This window comes from Xanthomonas bonasiae (assembly GCF_014836395.1).
In the GTDB taxonomy this organism is placed as follows: Bacteria; Pseudomonadota; Gammaproteobacteria; order Xanthomonadales; family Xanthomonadaceae; genus Xanthomonas_A; species Xanthomonas_A bonasiae.
In genome coordinates this window covers 65,109-80,552 of record NZ_JACSQX010000008.1, presented here as the reverse complement: position 1 = coordinate 80,552, position 15,444 = coordinate 65,109, and the positions used below count along the sequence as shown (strand labels likewise).

General features: G+C 61.5%; 15 protein-coding genes and 1 tRNA gene. 6 read left to right on the top strand and 10 right to left on the bottom strand.

Annotated elements, in window-relative coordinates:
- Nucleotides 1-116: 116 nt before the first annotated feature.
- A complete protein-coding gene (gene bioB, locus H9658_RS14180; protein ID WP_191825818.1) occupies nucleotides 117-1,172 on the bottom strand; it encodes a biotin synthase BioB in 1,056 nt (351 codons plus the stop codon).
- Nucleotides 1,173-1,221: 49 nt separating this feature from the next.
- Between bioB and H9658_RS14175 the strand changes: the two genes are divergently transcribed.
- Together H9658_RS14175 and H9658_RS14170 are read left to right on the top strand one after the other, a co-directional pair.
- Nucleotides 1,222-1,947, top strand: a complete 726-nt coding sequence (locus tag H9658_RS14175) for a ComF family protein (protein WP_191825817.1) — start codon at nucleotides 1,222-1,224, stop codon at nucleotides 1,945-1,947.
- Between the two features lie 410 nt (nucleotides 1,948-2,357).
- Nucleotides 2,358-2,813: a SecDF P1 head subdomain-containing protein gene (locus tag H9658_RS14170; protein ID WP_225210002.1), complete on the top strand. Its 456-nt coding sequence runs from the start codon at nucleotides 2,358-2,360 to the stop codon at nucleotides 2,811-2,813.
- Between the two features lie 461 nt (nucleotides 2,814-3,274).
- Here H9658_RS14170 and ubiA read toward each other — a convergent pair whose 3' ends face one another.
- Nucleotides 3,275-4,177, bottom strand: a complete 903-nt coding sequence (ubiA, locus tag H9658_RS14165; protein ID WP_191825815.1) for a 4-hydroxybenzoate octaprenyltransferase — start codon at nucleotides 4,175-4,177, stop codon at nucleotides 3,275-3,277.
- 267 nt (nucleotides 4,178-4,444) lie between these two features.
- Here ubiA and H9658_RS14160 point away from each other — a divergent pair.
- Together H9658_RS14160 and H9658_RS14155 are read left to right on the top strand one after the other, a co-directional pair.
- Nucleotides 4,445-4,521, top strand: a tRNA-Arg gene (locus H9658_RS14160).
- Nucleotides 4,522-4,682: 161 nt separating this feature from the next.
- On the top strand, nucleotides 4,683-5,918 hold the full coding sequence (locus H9658_RS14155) for a tyrosine-type recombinase/integrase (protein ID WP_191825814.1): 1,236 nt from the start codon (nucleotides 4,683-4,685) through the stop codon (nucleotides 5,916-5,918).
- 884 nt (nucleotides 5,919-6,802) lie between these two features.
- Here the strand turns inward: H9658_RS14155 and H9658_RS14150 are convergent.
- Complete coding sequence (locus tag H9658_RS14150) at nucleotides 6,803-6,949, bottom strand: hypothetical protein (protein WP_191825813.1); 147 nt, start codon at nucleotides 6,947-6,949, stop codon at nucleotides 6,803-6,805.
- Nucleotides 6,950-7,408: 459 nt separating this feature from the next.
- Here H9658_RS14150 and H9658_RS14145 point away from each other — a divergent pair, with 459 nt between their 5' ends.
- Together H9658_RS14145 and H9658_RS14140 are read left to right on the top strand one after the other, a co-directional pair.
- Complete coding sequence (locus tag H9658_RS14145) at nucleotides 7,409-9,094, top strand: hypothetical protein (RefSeq protein WP_191825812.1); 1,686 nt, start codon at nucleotides 7,409-7,411, stop codon at nucleotides 9,092-9,094.
- 184 nt (nucleotides 9,095-9,278) lie between these two features.
- Nucleotides 9,279-10,103 carry a MobA/MobL family protein gene (locus tag H9658_RS14140; RefSeq protein ID WP_318241371.1) on the top strand — a complete coding sequence of 275 codons (825 nt, stop codon included), beginning with the start codon at nucleotides 9,279-9,281 and terminating at the stop codon, nucleotides 10,101-10,103.
- Nucleotides 10,104-10,210: 107 nt separating this feature from the next.
- On the opposite strand, the gene H9658_RS14135 is transcribed toward H9658_RS14140, so the two are convergent.
- The 7 genes from H9658_RS14135 to H9658_RS14105 form a co-directional block, all read right to left on the bottom strand.
- Nucleotides 10,211-11,665, bottom strand: coding sequence for a YfjI family protein (locus tag H9658_RS14135; RefSeq protein WP_191825810.1), 1,455 nt, complete (start codon nucleotides 11,663-11,665; stop codon nucleotides 10,211-10,213).
- On the bottom strand, nucleotides 11,665-12,018 hold the full coding sequence (locus H9658_RS14130; RefSeq protein WP_191825809.1) for a hypothetical protein: 354 nt from the start codon (nucleotides 12,016-12,018) through the stop codon (nucleotides 11,665-11,667). Before H9658_RS14130 ends, H9658_RS14135 begins: the two co-directional genes overlap by 1 nt.
- A gap of 2 nt (nucleotides 12,019-12,020) precedes the next feature.
- Nucleotides 12,021-12,329 (bottom strand): helix-turn-helix transcriptional regulator, encoded by a 309-nt coding sequence (locus tag H9658_RS14125; RefSeq protein ID WP_191825808.1) that lies wholly within the window; start codon nucleotides 12,327-12,329, stop codon nucleotides 12,021-12,023.
- A 1,093-nt stretch (nucleotides 12,330-13,422) separates the two neighbouring features.
- A complete protein-coding gene (locus H9658_RS14120) occupies nucleotides 13,423-14,061 on the bottom strand; it encodes a hypothetical protein (protein WP_225209975.1) in 639 nt (212 codons plus the stop codon).
- Nucleotide 14,062: 1 nt separating this feature from the next.
- Complete coding sequence (locus H9658_RS14115; RefSeq protein ID WP_225209974.1) at nucleotides 14,063-14,329, bottom strand: hypothetical protein; 267 nt, start codon at nucleotides 14,327-14,329, stop codon at nucleotides 14,063-14,065.
- Between the two features lie 14 nt (nucleotides 14,330-14,343).
- Nucleotides 14,344-14,562 (bottom strand): hypothetical protein, encoded by a 219-nt coding sequence (locus H9658_RS14110; protein ID WP_191825806.1) that lies wholly within the window; start codon nucleotides 14,560-14,562, stop codon nucleotides 14,344-14,346.
- Between the two features lie 25 nt (nucleotides 14,563-14,587).
- Nucleotides 14,588-15,259 carry a J domain-containing protein gene (locus H9658_RS14105; RefSeq protein WP_191825805.1) on the bottom strand — a complete coding sequence of 224 codons (672 nt, stop codon included), beginning with the start codon at nucleotides 15,257-15,259 and terminating at the stop codon, nucleotides 14,588-14,590.
- Nucleotides 15,260-15,444: the final 185 nt, after the last annotated feature.

Sequence of the window (15,444 nt, the reverse complement as noted above, 5' to 3'; positions counted from 1 at the left end):
GCGGGGCCTGGGATCGGTTGGCTAGCGTAGCGCGTCCCCGGCCGGGCCGGGCGCCGCCGGCGATGGACGGCCGGATCGGCGGATGGACGCGCGCGCGCCGGCGCGGCGCGCTGGCGTCAGACCAGCGCCGCGGCGATCGCCGGCCTGTCCGCTGTCGGCGCCGGTGCGGTGATGTCCGCATGCACGGTGCCGGGGTGGTCGTGCGCATCGGCGTCCACGTGCACCTGCATCGGCTTCAGCCCCAGCCGCGAGAACAGCGCCTGGTCGCGCGCGGTGTCCGGGTTGCCGGTGGTCAGCAGTTTTTCGCCGTAGAAGATCGAGTTGGCGCCGGCGCAGAAGCACAGCGCCTGCAGTTCGTCGCTCATGCTCTCGCGGCCGGCCGACAGCCGCACCATCGCCTGCGGCATCGCGATGCGGGCCACCGCGATGGTGCGCACGAACTCGAACGGATCCAGTTCGACCGTGCCGTGCAGCGGGGTGCCGGCGACCTGCACCAGGCGGTTGATCGGCACCGAGTCCGGATGCACCGGCAGGTTGGCCAGCGCCTGCAGCAGGCCGGCGCGCTGCTCGCGCGATTCGCCCATGCCGACGATGCCGCCGCAGCAGGTCTTCATGCCGGCGTCGCGCACGTGGGCGAGCGTGTCCAGGCGGTCCTGGTACTGGCGGGTGTGGATGATCGTGTCGTAGAAGTCCGGCGCGGTGTCCAGATTGTGGTTGTAGTAGTCCAGCCCGGCCGACTTCAGCGCCTGCGCCTGGCGCCCGTCGAGCATGCCCAGGGTGGCGCAGGTCTCCAGGCCCAGCGCCTTCACCTCGCGGATCATCGCCGCGACCTTGGGGATGTCGCGGTCCTTCGGCGAGCGCCACGCCGCGCCCATGCAGAACCGCGAGGCGCCGGCGGCCTTGGCCTGGCGCGCCTTCTCCAGCACCGCCTCGGTGCTCATCAGCTTCTGCGCGTCCACCCCGGTGTCGTAGCGCTGCGCCTGCGGGCAGTACGCGCAATCCTCCGGGCAACCGCCGGTCTTCACCGACAGCAGCGTGGAGACCTGCACCTGCGCCGGATCGAAGTGTTCGCGATGCACGGCGACGGCGCGGTGCAGCAGCTCCGGGAACGGCAGATCGAACAGGGCGAGCAGTTCCTGGCGTTGCCAGTCGTGTCGGACGACAGCGGACATGGGGGTTTCCTGACGGTAAGCGGCTGGGAAAGCGGGCAGTCTGGTGAGCATGGATATCCCTGTCAACTTCAATGAATCGAGCCGGGTTGACGGCTGCTGGCGGCGGCTGCAGCGCTGGGTGCTGCCGGAGCGCTGCCTGGTCTGTACCGAACCCGGCGCCGCCGGCCTGGACCTGTGCCCGGCCTGCCGCGACGCGCTGCCCTGGAATGCCAGCGCCTGCCAGGCGTGTGCGCTGCCGTTGCCCGCGCTGGATGCGGGCCATCTCTGCGGCGCCTGCCAACGCAAACCGCCGCCGCTGGCCCTGGTCGCCAGCGCCTGCGTCTACGCCGCGCCAGTGGATGGGCTGTTGCGCCGCTTCAAGTTCCACCAGGACCTGGCCGCCGGGCGCCTGCTGGCGGCGTTGCTGCAGGCGCGCTGCGCCGGCTTGCCGCGCCCGCAGGCGGTGCTGCCGGTGCCGCTGCATTCCGCGCGGCTGCGTCAGCGCGGCTACGACCAGGCGCTGGAACTGGCACGGCCGCTGGCGCGCGCGCTGGGCCTGCCGCTGTGCGCCGGCCTGCAGCGCGTGCGCGCGACGGCGCCGCAGTCCGAACTCGACGCGCAGGCGCGGCGCCGCAACCTGCGCCATGCGTTCGCGGTGCAGGCGCCGCTGCCGCCGCACGTGGCGCTGATCGACGACGTGATGACCACTGGCGCCACTCTGCATGCCGCGGCACGGGCGCTGCGCCGCGCCGGCGTGGCCCGGGTCGATGCGTGGGTGGTGGCGCGGGTGCCGTGAGTACGCTGGTGGCTTGCGTGCCGCAGCGGCGATTGGCCCTGCGACGGCAAAGGCGTGGCAGGTCATGTGGGTATGCGTGTCTGCTGCGGACCGTGGTCGCGTGATCTGTCATGCACGCAGGGAGCGGTTGCTGCTGTGGTTGCCTGTGGACCGCGCAACGGCAGCGAGGGCGTGCCTGACGGGGGGCGCGTTACGCTTCGTCGTGCGGTGCAGACGCCACGACCCGACGCAATCGGCGGACGGGTTCCGCAGCGCGATGCATGGCACGTTTTTCTGCGTGACGCGGCTGGGGCAGCGGTCTGCGACAGGCCGCAACGGCCGGTTCTTCTATGATGTCGCCAAACGAACTGCGGGAGATGGCGATGCGTTGGAGAACTCTGGGACTGTCGTTGGCGTTGTGCGTGTTCGGCATGAGCGGATGCAGCTACGCCCCGTCGCCCGATGGCGCCGGCGCGAGTGCGGACGCGAGTGCGGTGAAGGCGAAGATCGAATGGCGCCTGGCCAGCAATGCGCCCAGCGCCGGCTATACCGAGGCCGCGTACCAGGGACGGACGGTGTATCTGGCGCCGCAGCCGTTGTTGGCCGTCGATGGCGCCGCGACGGTGGCGCGCGTGGACGGCGACGATGGCAAGCCGGCACTCGATCTGCATTTCTCGGGGCACGACGATCGCCTGACCCGGGCGACGGAGCAGAACATCGGCAAGCCGATCGCACTGCTGGCCGACGGCCAGGTGCTCACCGTGGCGACGGTCATGGCGCCGCTCCCCGGCGACAGGCTGCGCATCAGCGGTCTGCAGGATGCGCAGGAACAGCAGCGGGCGTTCGCGCTGCTGACGCACGCGCCGACGGCGGACGGGAAGCCGTAGCGCTGGCTGGCGCGATCGGGATGGGCCGCCGTGTTCGCCATGGCGGGCTTGCACCGCATCGCGCGCCTGTTCGAGCCGCGCGCCGCTGTGTTGTGCAGGCAGCGTAGCGCAATGTCGCTGCTTCGAAGCGGAGCGCGCCAACGCTCTTTCCCCCGATTGCGCCTTCGGGCCAGGTCGGGGCGGGGACATGCCGATCCAGCAGGTGGGAGGCGGATTTCGCCGATCATGCGTGTCGTGATCGAAGTCGTTCCCGTCACCGGTCGTGGAAACGGCGTCGCGGCTGACGCCGCTCCTGCAGGAGTCGATCGACGGTTTTGTGGGAGGGACTTCAGTCCCGACGCTTTGCCGGCAACGACAGGACGAAGTGCCCCGCGGTATTGCCGTCAGCGGCCGGGAGCGCCGCCTGGCTCCTTACGACATCGTCGGGGGGCAGCCGCCACTGCGCGGCGTCTCGCCAGGGTCTATCCTGCGCGCAGCGCCAACGCCGCGACGATGCCGGCGAAGATCGCCAGGCCGACCCAGTTGTTGTGCATGAAGGCGCGGAAGCAGGGGGCGCGTTCGCGGGTTCGCGCGATGCGGAATTCGTAGGCGACCAGCAACGCGGCCACGCCCAAGCCCACCCAGTACCAGATCCCCAGCGCGCCGCGGGTGCCGACGAAGCCCAGCGCGACGAACATCAGCGCGTACAGGATGCCCTGCGCGATCAGGTCCAGGTCGCCGAACAGGATCGCAGTGGACTTGGAGCCGGCGCGCAGGTCGTCCTCGCGGTCCACCATCGCGTACCAGGTGTCGTAGGCGGTGGCCCACAGGATGTTTGCCGCGTACAGCAGCCAGCCCAGCGCCGGCACCTCGCCGCGGATCGCCGCGAACGCCATCGGGATGCCCCAGCCGAAGGCCATGCCTAGATAGACCTGCGGCAGGTAGGTGTAGCGCTTCAGATAGGGATAGCTGGCGGCCAGGAACAGCCCGACCACGCTCAGGCCGATGGTCAGCGCGTTCATCGTCAGCACCAGCGCGAAGGCGACGAGCATCAGCAGCGCGAACACCGCCAGCGCCTCGCGGCCGCTGACCGCGCCGGTGGCCAGCGGCCGGCTGCGGGTGCGCTCGACCTGCGGGTCCAGCCAGCGGTCGGCGTAGTCGTTGATGACGCAGCCGGCCGAGCGGGTCAGCCAGACCCCGGCGGTGAACACGAACAGCGTCCACAGCGGCGGCACCCCGTCGGCGGCCAGCCACAGCGCCCACCAGGTCGGCCACAGCAGCAGCAGCGCGCCGATCGGACGGTCGCCGCGCAGCAGTTTCCAGTACTGGCCCAGGCGCGCGCGCGGCGGCAGCGCGGCGGGCGTTTCGTAGCGTTCGTAACCCATCGCGCAAGGGTAGCAGCCGGGCCCGGCCGGCGGCAGCACGCTCGCGCGGTGGCCGCTGCGACGGCGACGGCCTGCGCACCCGCTTCGGGCTGCAGACCCGGGCACAGGAACTGGCTGTACGCACGCGATGCGCCGTCGCCGAACGCCGGCCCTCGCGGAAGCCGCGCCGCGCGGCGGCGGATACGGCGACCGCCGGGGCCGGCCGTGGCGGCAATCGGGCATGGGGGAGACGCGGCGCGCGGTTTGCCGTTAGAATGCGCGTCCGTTGCGCCCGTAGCTCAGCCGGATAGAGTAGTGGCTTCCGAAGCCATTGGTCGGGGGTTCGAATCCCTCCGGGCGCACCAATTCGAGTTCCAGGCTTGTCCCAGGATGTCCAAAAACCCTCGAGAAATCGGGGGTTTTTTGTTGCTGGTGTCCGCTGAGGTCCGGGGCGACCCATTGAAATCCAGCGCTGTTGGGGGCATAGATGGGGGCATTCCACGTGCGCCGAAGTTGAGATGCCCCCATGCCGCTAAATGACCTCCTCATCCGCAAGGCGCAGCCAGCCAGCAAGCCCGTGCGCTTGTTCGATGGCGGGGGGCTGTATCTAGAGATCGCGCCGAGCGGGGGCAAGCTGTGGCGTTGGAAGTATCGTTTCGCCGGGAAGGAAAAGCGGCTTGCCCTTGGGGCCTATCCGGAGATCAGTCTTGCCGAAGCCCGTAAGCGTCATGCGGAGTCGCGCCAGGTACTGAAGTCCGGGATTGATCCAGGTGAGCAGCGCAAGGTCCAGAAGCTAACGCGCCTCGATCATGCCGATAGCAGCTTTGGAGCGATCGCACTGGAGCTGTTGACCATGCGCGCCAAGAAGAATGCCAAGTCCACGGTTGTGCGCAACACCCGGATCGTGGAGAAGGATCTCAACCCCTACATCGGTGAACGGCCGATCACGGAAATCTCCGCACCGGAACTGTTGGCAGTGCTGCGCAAGATGGAAAAGCGCGGTGCCGTGGAGACAGCCCATCGCGCCCGTGGCATTGCCAGCATGGTCTTCCGCTATTCGATTGCTACCGGCAGGGCGAAACACAATCCGGCTCAAGATCTGCTCGGGGCATTGGAGCCCACCCAGACCGAGCATTTCGCCAGCCTCACGGAGCCAGCACAAGTAGCCCCGCTACTTCGCGCTATTTGGGGCTACGAGGGGAGCACTATCGTTCGAGCGGCTCTCAAGCTTGCCTCGCTTTTATTTGCCCGCCCGGGAGAGCTTCGTGCAGCGAGGTGGGCGGACATTGACCTAGAGGCTCGCGAATGGCGATACACCGCCACGAAGACCGGAACCGCCCACATCGTTCCATTGTCGAAGCAAGCCATCGAAATTCTGGAGGAGCTAAAGCCCCTGACCAAGCGTGGCGAGTATGTCTTCCCCAGTCTGCAAGGCAAAGGGCGGCCCATGAGCGAGAACACCCTCAATTCCGCCATGCGTCGCATGGGCTTCGTCAAGGAGGAGATAGGCAAGGATGGCAAGGTACGAGCGTCATCCACCATGACCGCGCACGGTTTCCGCGCGATGGCTCGCACCGTACTTGATGAAGTGCTGGGCTTCAGGCCCGACTACATCGAGCACCAGTTGGCTCACGCCGTGCGTGATCCAAATGGGCGTGCCTACAACCGTACGGCTCATCTGCCAGAGCGCAGGAAGATGATGCAGGAGTGGGCCGACTATCTCGACAGGTTGCGCACTGAGGGAAACGCGATACCTGCATAAGGAGCGGCATGAGACCCGCTGGCGGCGCCGCGCGACCAGCAGGCGAGCGGCGTGTGGCATCGTTTTGCATCAGGTTCTGCTTGCCGAACTGCGCCGGGCTCACAATCTGCGGCCAATGCTAGTTGCTGGCGTGAGCCAGACAGCAAGCGCGGGATCTGGACCACCACCTTGACGGTCACAGTGCCCCAATGACGGAAGGTGTAAAGAGAGCTCCTCCCGGTCGCGTGATCGGCCGCGGTAATGGCTTGATGGCGAAAGCAGACGTCAGCATCCCCTCCCGTTCCACTGTCCAGCAGCCTAGCGCGACGGTTCGCCCGAAACGCCGTTGGGGGGGGGGGGCATGGCTACCTTGAAGGCGCGGTTGAACCAGCCAAGCGAGGCGAAGCCGGCGTCGCGGCTGATGTCGAGAACGGTGGCGTCGTCGTCCGCGTCCGCCAACCGGACGCAGGCAAAGGCGATGCGGTGGCGGTTGAGTATTTGGTTGAAGTTCTCTGGGTGATCAGCCGGCTCAGCTTGTGTTTGGCGGGGCCCAAGCGGTGCGCTAGTTCGGTCACTTCAGTTCCGGCTCGCGGTAGCCCTGCACTACGTCCAACTGGTGCCGCAACGCGCGCATCAAGAAGGTTTCCTCCGCACCCAATGGACTGGGCGGCGCCCGCGTAGGCTGCGGCCGTTCGGCCGGCGGCCAGGGTCCCACAGCGCTCCATGGGTGAACAGGAGCATCGCCATCACACACAGGGGAATCACGCCACGGCCCACCTGCACCAGCAACGGCCAGGGTGGCCGCCAGCGCTCCCATCAGCGTGGTGGTCGGCAACAACAGCATGAAGGTCGGGCACAGCCGGCGTTCACCAGCGGCAGAGTGGTCCAGCCGCCGCGCAGGGCTTCTAGGAAGGCAGCACCAGCAGTGTCGAGCTGGCCAACTTCAGCAGTCTGTCCAGACTGGACGCCCAGGGCGACACCGTCCCGTGCATGCCGAGGGCGCCGCCGCGGTAGGCGGCGATCAGCAGGGCCACCGATCGCGACCAGTACATGTGCCCGGCCCACGCCATACTCGCCGCGGAACAGCGCCCGTGCCACGAGCCAGAAGCCTTAGCAGGCCGCGCTGCGGCCGATGGCAACGGCCCACAGCATCCAGAAGGTACGCGCCCATCCACGGCGACATCAGCGAGAGCGCCATCGAGCCGCTGACTACCGCAAAGATCGTGTCGGCATCTCGTTTCGAGCGCTGCCACAGCAGTGCCAGCAACGACATTACCGCCACTGCGACGGCCAACTCGCTTGCGCTTGTCAGCCAGGACCCTGAATCGTCGTTCTGCAAGCTAACCCCCGATATGGCGATCTATGCCACTCTTCCGAAAGGCTTCCTACTTCCCGCGCCAGCAGGCAATTAGATCCCGACTAGGCAATCAGCTTCAAGGAGGGTTAGGAAGTGCAACGCAAGGGGGCAACCCTGAAAGATCAATCGGGCTTTTAAAATGGTGGAGTGGCAAATGAATGAGGCTACCAATGAGATAAGTAGTGAGCCGTTTGGTTCCAAGATTCTCGGGAAATTCCTGAATTATCTTGAGAAAGAAACCGGTAAGAATGTCAGCCCGGCTGATGCTGTATTTCACAGGGAGTATGCGAAATACCGTCAATCACCTTACCCTGACTTAGATGACGACAAATGGCGCGCCCATTTCATGGTGCGAACATGGATTAACGTGCTTTTACATGAAGGAATGACAGGCGGCCTACGCAAAGAAATATACCCCGAGAAATTCGATTTAGGGAACTTAGAGGGAAATAACGAGGCTGAAGCCAAATTTAGTGAGCTTTTACGAGAGATAAATGGGCCGCAGGAAGGTCTCAAGGGCGAAAAAGAAGGCGGAGTAGACAAATCTAGCTTTGGGACAGTGCTCAAAGGCATTCAAGCTATTACGGGAAGGGGCCTTGATGGCGTATTCAAAAAGGTGAGCGTCCTTGATCTTAAAGTCATCAAACTTCTGTATCGAATAACCAAGAAAAGGGCATCGCACTTGTTCGGGCTTATTGCACCCCCTGGGCAGCCGAATGGAACCCCGACAATGGAGTTCAGGGATTCGTATCTGGATCGGAAGGTCAAGGAACCTACAAGCAACGATGAGAAGATGGAGGAAAATGAGCTTCTTATCGCAGATTTGACTGCCTACTTAAGTGTGGAAATTCCCGATATCACGCTCAAAGGCATTCATTCGCAATTACTTACCTATTCTAAACTACTTGAAGTCATCGATAGAGAAAATCGCGAAATTCTGGATTCTGTTCGGTATGTCTGCATACAAACGGGGCGTGACGTCGCTCCCTTCTACCAGTTGATGGCAGAAATAATAGAGAATTATCCGACCAGTCCAGCTGTTCACGAGAATACAATCGATCAAGCTCTCTACACATATATGCGTTCACTCCACTTCCAGCATTTTGTTGGCGGGTATGAGAAAATCGTAGAGCAGGCAATTATTTCCGAAGAGATCAAGCCGGTACTATTGGAATTAGAGAGGTTATGCAAGGAAATTGGCGAATCCGATACACGCACTTTTGAAATCAATGAGCCAATCACATCCGTTGATGATTTCCCGGCACTGGTTAAGAAGCACTCTGTCCAATTTAGGTCTCTAATCAAGAGTGCATTGGGGCTGGCTACCCGCGACGATGCTTTGGATGATATTTGCAGCCATGCAGGTAAGATCCTGAGTGTCTACATGTGGGTGCAATTCGGAGAAAAAGATGTTAGTAGGAGATTGATATCAGTCGCCGATTGTCTCGCATCCTTGATGGCCATACGACACCAGCAATCTGTAAAGACAAACTATAAACCATACTGGTTTGGTCTAAAGGACGTTGGGGACAGTCCTCTTCGATACTTTCACAAAGAAAGAAGTATCGATGAACTGCATGCTGTCGATTATATTCCAGAAGGAGTAAGTCAGCTTTTGTATCAACGATTTTGCCAGATGCATGCGCTGCTTATCGGGGATGTATTTAGACATGAAGCATGGCTACGGTTCCAGATTGTTAGGCTGCGGAAATATGTGGCCTGTATGCAGTCCAACAATATATTTGACATCATCGATGCCGTAAATGAAATTAATGATTTTAGCTTGAGCGTAGCAGCCCATTTGGCCGATCAGCTATCGATCGACGCCAAATATATATGAACTGATGTGCCACGTAACGGATGGATTAAAAGTAATTATTTACCCGACTAACTCTATCTCTATGGAGATGGAGCGAGAAGTCCGATAGCACAGACAGAAAGCTAAACTGGTGCAACGGATAGGGGGGGTAAGAGCACGCGCACTTACCCTTTCTTCCAGAGCAGATAGCGCGCGGACCGAAACCATGTCTCCATGGCAGCCGGCAAGAGCAATCTTGCCGGTCTTTGTTTGTCCGGAGAGAAAGGGTGATACACATATGGCAAGCTTCCACCACAGCATCAAGAGCGGGAAGAAGGGCAGTGCGCGTAGGCACGCCAACTACATAGATCGACAAGGGGCGCACAGCTCTCGCGGAGACCTGATCCACTCAAGTTACGGGAACATGCCAGACTGGGCTGCGGGTGAGCCCGGCCTGTTCTGGAGCATGGCCGACCGACATGAAAGAGCGAACGGGGCGGTCTACCGCGAGCACGAGATTGCGTTGCCGAACGAGCTGGCCTTGCCGCAACTGATCGATCTCGCAGAGCGGCTGGTTGGCAACTTAGTTGGAAGCAAGCCGTACCAGTACGCAATCCATACGCCAGAGGGAAAGTTGGGTGGCATCCAGAACCCCCACGTCCATTTGATGTGCTCGGACAGGATTCCGGATGGAATCAACCGCTCACCGGAGCGGATGTTCTCGCGCTACAACGCGAAGCAACCGAACGCAGGCGGTTGCCGCAAGGACAGTGGTGGCAAGAGCCCGATGGAACTGAGGCAGCAGGTGACGGCCATCCGCAAGGTAGTGGCCGAGACACAGAACGAGATGCTTGCCGAGCACGGGCACGATGTCCGGGTCGACCACCGCAGCCTGCGTGATCAAGGCATGCAGCGGCGTGCCGAACGTCACCTTGGGCAGCGCTTCATCGAGGGCATGGCTGACGTCGAGAGGGCGCAGTACGCTGAGTGCCGGGACGGCGGCGCAGCGGCGCACGCCAAGTCTGAATTGCCAGTCCCAGTGGCTCGGTAACCGGGTGATTCGGCGACAAAATCGCAGAATCGCACGTATTTTGTGCCCGAGCATAAAAAAAGGCCCCGGTACTGGACCGGGGCCAAGGCTCCTCACGAGGGCGGCATCTATAGCCCCCAATGGCAGAAGAAGTCGTCGTTCAAGCGCAAGTGGGCCTTCTTGTCCCGGTAGCCGGTGTAGATCCAAACGGCTCCTTGGGCTCCCAGTAGTTCCAAGGCGGCACCCAAGCGGACCCGGTTGCGCACCGGCCCGTTACGCAGGACATGGTTCTTCGGAACGTAGGTGTCCGACCCAGGACCACGCCAGATGCGCGAGCGGAGATAGCTTGCCACCGCTTGGGCATCGATCTGGTCCTGCGGAGCCGCGAACTGCGGGGAGAACAAGTATTTGTACTCATCGATATGCCACCGGACGACTGTGAACGCTCGATCCAGCGTGTCGAGCGTGATATCTCCTCTTTCGCCGCCGAAGTAGTGCATGGCGGCTGAAAGTCGAGCGAGGATCTCCATCACCTTCGAGGCGAAATCGTTGATGTCGCTGAGGTATTCGCCCTCGCGCAACATGCCTTCCGTCTGGCTCGCCAACTCAAACCAGCGCGCTTTCGCATCGACCGTGAACCCAATCAGTTCGCGTTCGACCGAGCCCGATTCGATCATTTCGCGGTAAATTTTCAACAGCTCCCGGACGCGTGCATGGAAGGTTGGCAGGTGTTCCCATACCGGCTCATCGGTGTCGACATGGCGATAGCCCATCATCGAGCGCGGCCAGCCGACCAGATAGCGCGCCCAGTGTCCGCTGCCTTTTGCAACAGACCCGCGTCTGTCCAGGAATTCCTTCAACGGCGCGTGTTGGGTCATGATGCTCACCGAAACGCGAGGGTTCATCGCAAGTAGCCGTTCGTTCTCCGCGCGGTCCAAGGGCAGCACTTGCGGAGAGTCCCAGAGCCGGTTGAGCAGCCCAAGATGGAGCATGGCTTCGCTCTTGAACAGCATATGGCCTTCATCGGTAGTGATCGCGATCGACTCCCCATCGCCCTGCAAGGCTTCCATGACGGCCTTGGCCGTGATGTCCTGGCGCAGGAAGTAGCGAAGTCGTGGTTTGCTGGGCATGGACCGGGCGTGCTCAAGCAGTTGGTTGTCCAGTTCCTCGGTCGACTTTCCTTTTCCGGTTGCCTTGCTGATGGCGCTACGCAAGCCCTTGCCCTTGGCCATCCACGACCCGCTCTCGGCCTGGTACTGCCCCATCTTCAGTATGTGGTTGGCCAGTGCCTGCGTGTCGGCTTCATGAAAGGGGGCGAGCAGCAACGACGACACCGTCGACTTGCGTTCCCCCGATTCGGCGACAAGCATCAAGTTCTGAGAAACCGGCCGCACTTGCCCGGTTGGCAGCTTTACGTCGATCAAGCCTTGGCAGGCCATCGAGATCGCGTTGATGAGGCTCATGCCGATCAACGCATCCGGCGCCTGCACGTTGCGGGCAAGCTCGTACCCGGTCTCTCGCGTCATGAAGAGAAATGCATTCAGCGGGTAGGCGGACACCATTCTTGGAGGTATGTTGCTCATTATGCTTCCTCCCCGTTGCCGCAGTCTGGAGCCATATCCTTGGCGTAAAACAGACGTTGCCCGCAGGTGGCGCAGGTCATCACGTCGCCGGATGCCTTGCGGCATTCACGCTCCGTGTTCAGCAGCTTGCGGAATTGGATCAGGTTCAGTTGGTGCTTGTAGGCGGCGTTGAACTGCTCCATCAGCATCTTCTTGCGCATCTTTCGCGCAATGTGCTGCTCGAACACGGGGTAGGCCTCCTTGAAGTCGCGTTCGAGCTTGTTCTTGCCGCTGGTCAATTCTTGCTTCAAGGCTATTTCCAGCTTCTCCAGTGGGCTGTTCGCGCCTGCCAAGGCTTCGTTGATGGTGTTCATGGTCAGTTGCCCTCCTGCCGGATGCGGAGCTTGCTGGCGCGGCCTTCGACCCAGGCGATTGCCTCGTGCGTCCAATAGAGCCTGGGCGAACGGTCGCTGTCGTAGAGCGGAATGCCTTTCGGGAAGGTCGGATCGGCTTTTTTGAGTTCGTAGGCCTTGCTTTTGCTCACGCCAGTGATCTTGAGCAGGCCCTTGAAACTCAAAGTCGGACTGTCCGGCAACCAAGCCGTCATGACATTCCAGTGCCCCGCATTGGCTACGGAATTGCCATCGTCAGCTGCGTTAGGCGGTCGTTTCGTTTGGATACTCATCGGGGTATTCCTTTTTTCATGTCGTTGTCGGGAGGAATCCGGCCGGAGTTCCTGGCTGGAATTGATCCAGCTAGGAGTATTTGGCTCCATAGAGAAACAAAAGCCGAGGAAGAAAAAATCAACGTTTTTGCAGATGCTTTTCCCACGTTTTCCAGTAGTTGTTAGCCAGTTGTTTATCGAAAAAAATCAATAACTTATGCTGGCGGAGAACCTTCGCTCTCCGTCCTGACCTAGTTCATTGCAATACCTGCCAGCTGTTTGGAGCGGGACGAATCGTGGTCGACACGGACCGCACCCAGCCCATTTCGATCCGCCGCGATGCAGGTCGTTACGCTTCGGCCGTTTCGGTCACAGCCGTGTCGCTTCGCTGCATTCTTGTTCCGAAAGTTGTTAGTGCCGGTCGGTTGGGATCATCTGCATCCTCACCAGGTAGAACTCCCCGGCGGCCACGGCCACGGCCACGGGCACGTTCACCTCATCACCTCAGTCAAGGTCTGCCCTAGCATTAGGCACATACGCTCCACAAGGCCTACGTAGCAGATCGCCGAGCGGCAGTTCACGGACTTGCCTTCGGATTCACTTTCAGCGGCAGGCTCCGGTCACTCGGTCTGGCCAGATGCCGAGGTTGGCTGGGTCGGACAGCTCCATCCATGTGGGCCCGCGTGACCAGTGGGGCCACGGCCAGGTTCTGGGCAGCCCGAAACAAGTAGGCCCGGCGGTAGCTGACTACCTTTCATCTCCAGCCATCAGAAGCCTGGCTTGGCGTCCTGAGCGAGCTCCTTCGCGTCCTCTTAGGAACCCGGGCGCAGCTGGAGCATGAGCACCTATGCCTGGTTGAAGGCCCGCATCGCCGCTTCGACCGGGACTGGCGGGTACCCTCCCCACCGGACTGGGCTTCGCTTCGAGGACCAACGGTTAGGGCCCGACATCTAGCCGGGCATGGGAGAGGCGGAGGAGCCAGGATTTTCTTATTTATATTTCCATACGCCTACCTCGTCGTCGCCTCTCTGCATAGCACCTGTTTGTTCAAAAAAGAAGGATGTCGCCGGAGGAGGAGAGCCTAAGACTCTCCTCCTCCGGCGATAGTTCGGGACTAGGGTCGCGGCTGCGCCTGTAGCCATTTCCCGTTGTGGACCACATATGCAGCTTCCTCCTCGGTCGAAGGGCAGCAATCGGGATCATTCGGCCCTTGGACCAACAGCTTCAGACGAGCCATACCATCCCGTACTTCCATTCCCAGGACTGCGTTTCCGAAACCGCCAACCGGTTGATTGTCGATGAGCTTCAGTTGCGCTGCTTCCCGCGAGAGGACAGCCAAGTAGGTTGTACTGCCGTTACCACCGCCAGCTCCCTCCAAGGTGTACAACACCACAACTTCAGGCTTACCGTCGCCTGTGAGATCAGCGACAGCCGACTTGCGGGCGTCCTTGTACTCGCTTGCGCCATCATCCTTCACCGCCTGCTCGGTGATCATTGCGGCGATGACCTCCTCGTCGGACACCGCAGGCGCCACGGGAGCCGCAGGTGCAGCTTCCGTTGCCGTAGTACCAGCAGCAACCTGTTCCTGTTCCGCGCACTGGACCATCTCGGCTTCTTCGCGGGATAGGCCTGCCGGCACCTCACAGCCAGCCAAATTAACCTCGCCAACCTTGGTTGGCGTCTCTTCCTTGTTGCACCCCGCGAGGGCCAGTGCGGCGAGCAGAATCGTTGTTGCGATATGGCTGTGCTTCATGTCAATTCCTTGATTGTTTCCTGCATTGTTGTGCCGCTTCGGCGAGCTGATCGAGGAAGCCTGGTGGTGGGTAACCACGCTCCTCGATCGCGACCAATCCCTTCTCCCCATACCTTTCCTGCAACTCATCGATGGCACACGTGCACGTGGACAAAGGAGCGCCACTGCCTACACAGCTGTCGATGAACTGATCGCGCACCTTGTCCAGCTTGCTGCTGCAGCCCGCTACGAGAAGCAGGACCACAACCCATACTGCGGTGACATTCATGGCTCTCCGGCTCATCAGCGTCCCCTTGACCTGAGCGAGAGGACGGATAGGATCACCAGCAGCCAGATGACGCCGCTCAGGAGCTTCCCGAAGGACGGGAACACGACAGCAGGCCATACCAGCGCCTGTCCCAAGTTGTAGAAGAACCCCTTGTAGGCGTACTGCCCCCAGATATCGAAGCAAATTGTGGCTATCAGCACCGTTGCCCCATAGATTCCAACCAGATACTTCATCGCCGCTCCTTTGATGGCTTTTTGGTCAAGCAGATTCCTGCAGGTATCGGGTGACGGCCTCGAACAACGTTCTCAGATCGTCCCGGTTCGGTATGTTCAATTCGGCGTACCGTTCGCCGTTGATGTAGACGTACTTGCCTTCGGCCGAGATCTCCTCCAGGCATCCCAACAGCCGGGTATCAACCGACTGGAAAGCGCCCTTGAACCGGATCTCTGATTCCGTGATCAGGATTCCTTCCCTTGCGCCGCCAAACAGCGTGTCGTCGATCAGGGCCACGACGTCTTTGGGACGAATCCCTTCGCCATAGCTTTGGATCGCACCACCAAGCTTCTTTCTTGGAATGTGCGGGGAAACGAACACTCTTTCGAAGGGTTCATCGTCGAACACCAGGTGTCCCAGAGCCTCCTTTAGGCTTGGGGCAGGCGCCGCGTTCGGGCGCCGCGGATGTGCTGCGGATCCGGAGGCCTGGGACTGGCGGACATGGTCGAACAGAGCGCGCTCCGCCGGGTCCTTGAGTGCCGCGTAAGCCCCGTTGACCTCCTGCATCCTGCTGGTGGCCCAGGCCTGGGTTTCCCCATCTGCATTGGCGTAGCGATCCGGGTGGTACTGGGTTCGCCGACCCCGGTATGCCAGCTCGATCTCTTCCGGCCCGGCATTGGGACGGATCCCGAGTACTTCGTAGTAGTCCTTCCCCAATTTAGATCTCCTACTTCTCTTCGATTTGAACGCGCCAATGTGCGCAAGCCCGGGGCGGCCGCCACTCACCGCCCCCGTCCAGGAAGGCAGATGTCGGCATCACGCGGGCAGGAGTCGCTTTTTTCATTCATCCCCCTTGCTTTTGATCTGCTACCCAGATGGCCTGGCACTGCCAAACCCGGCTC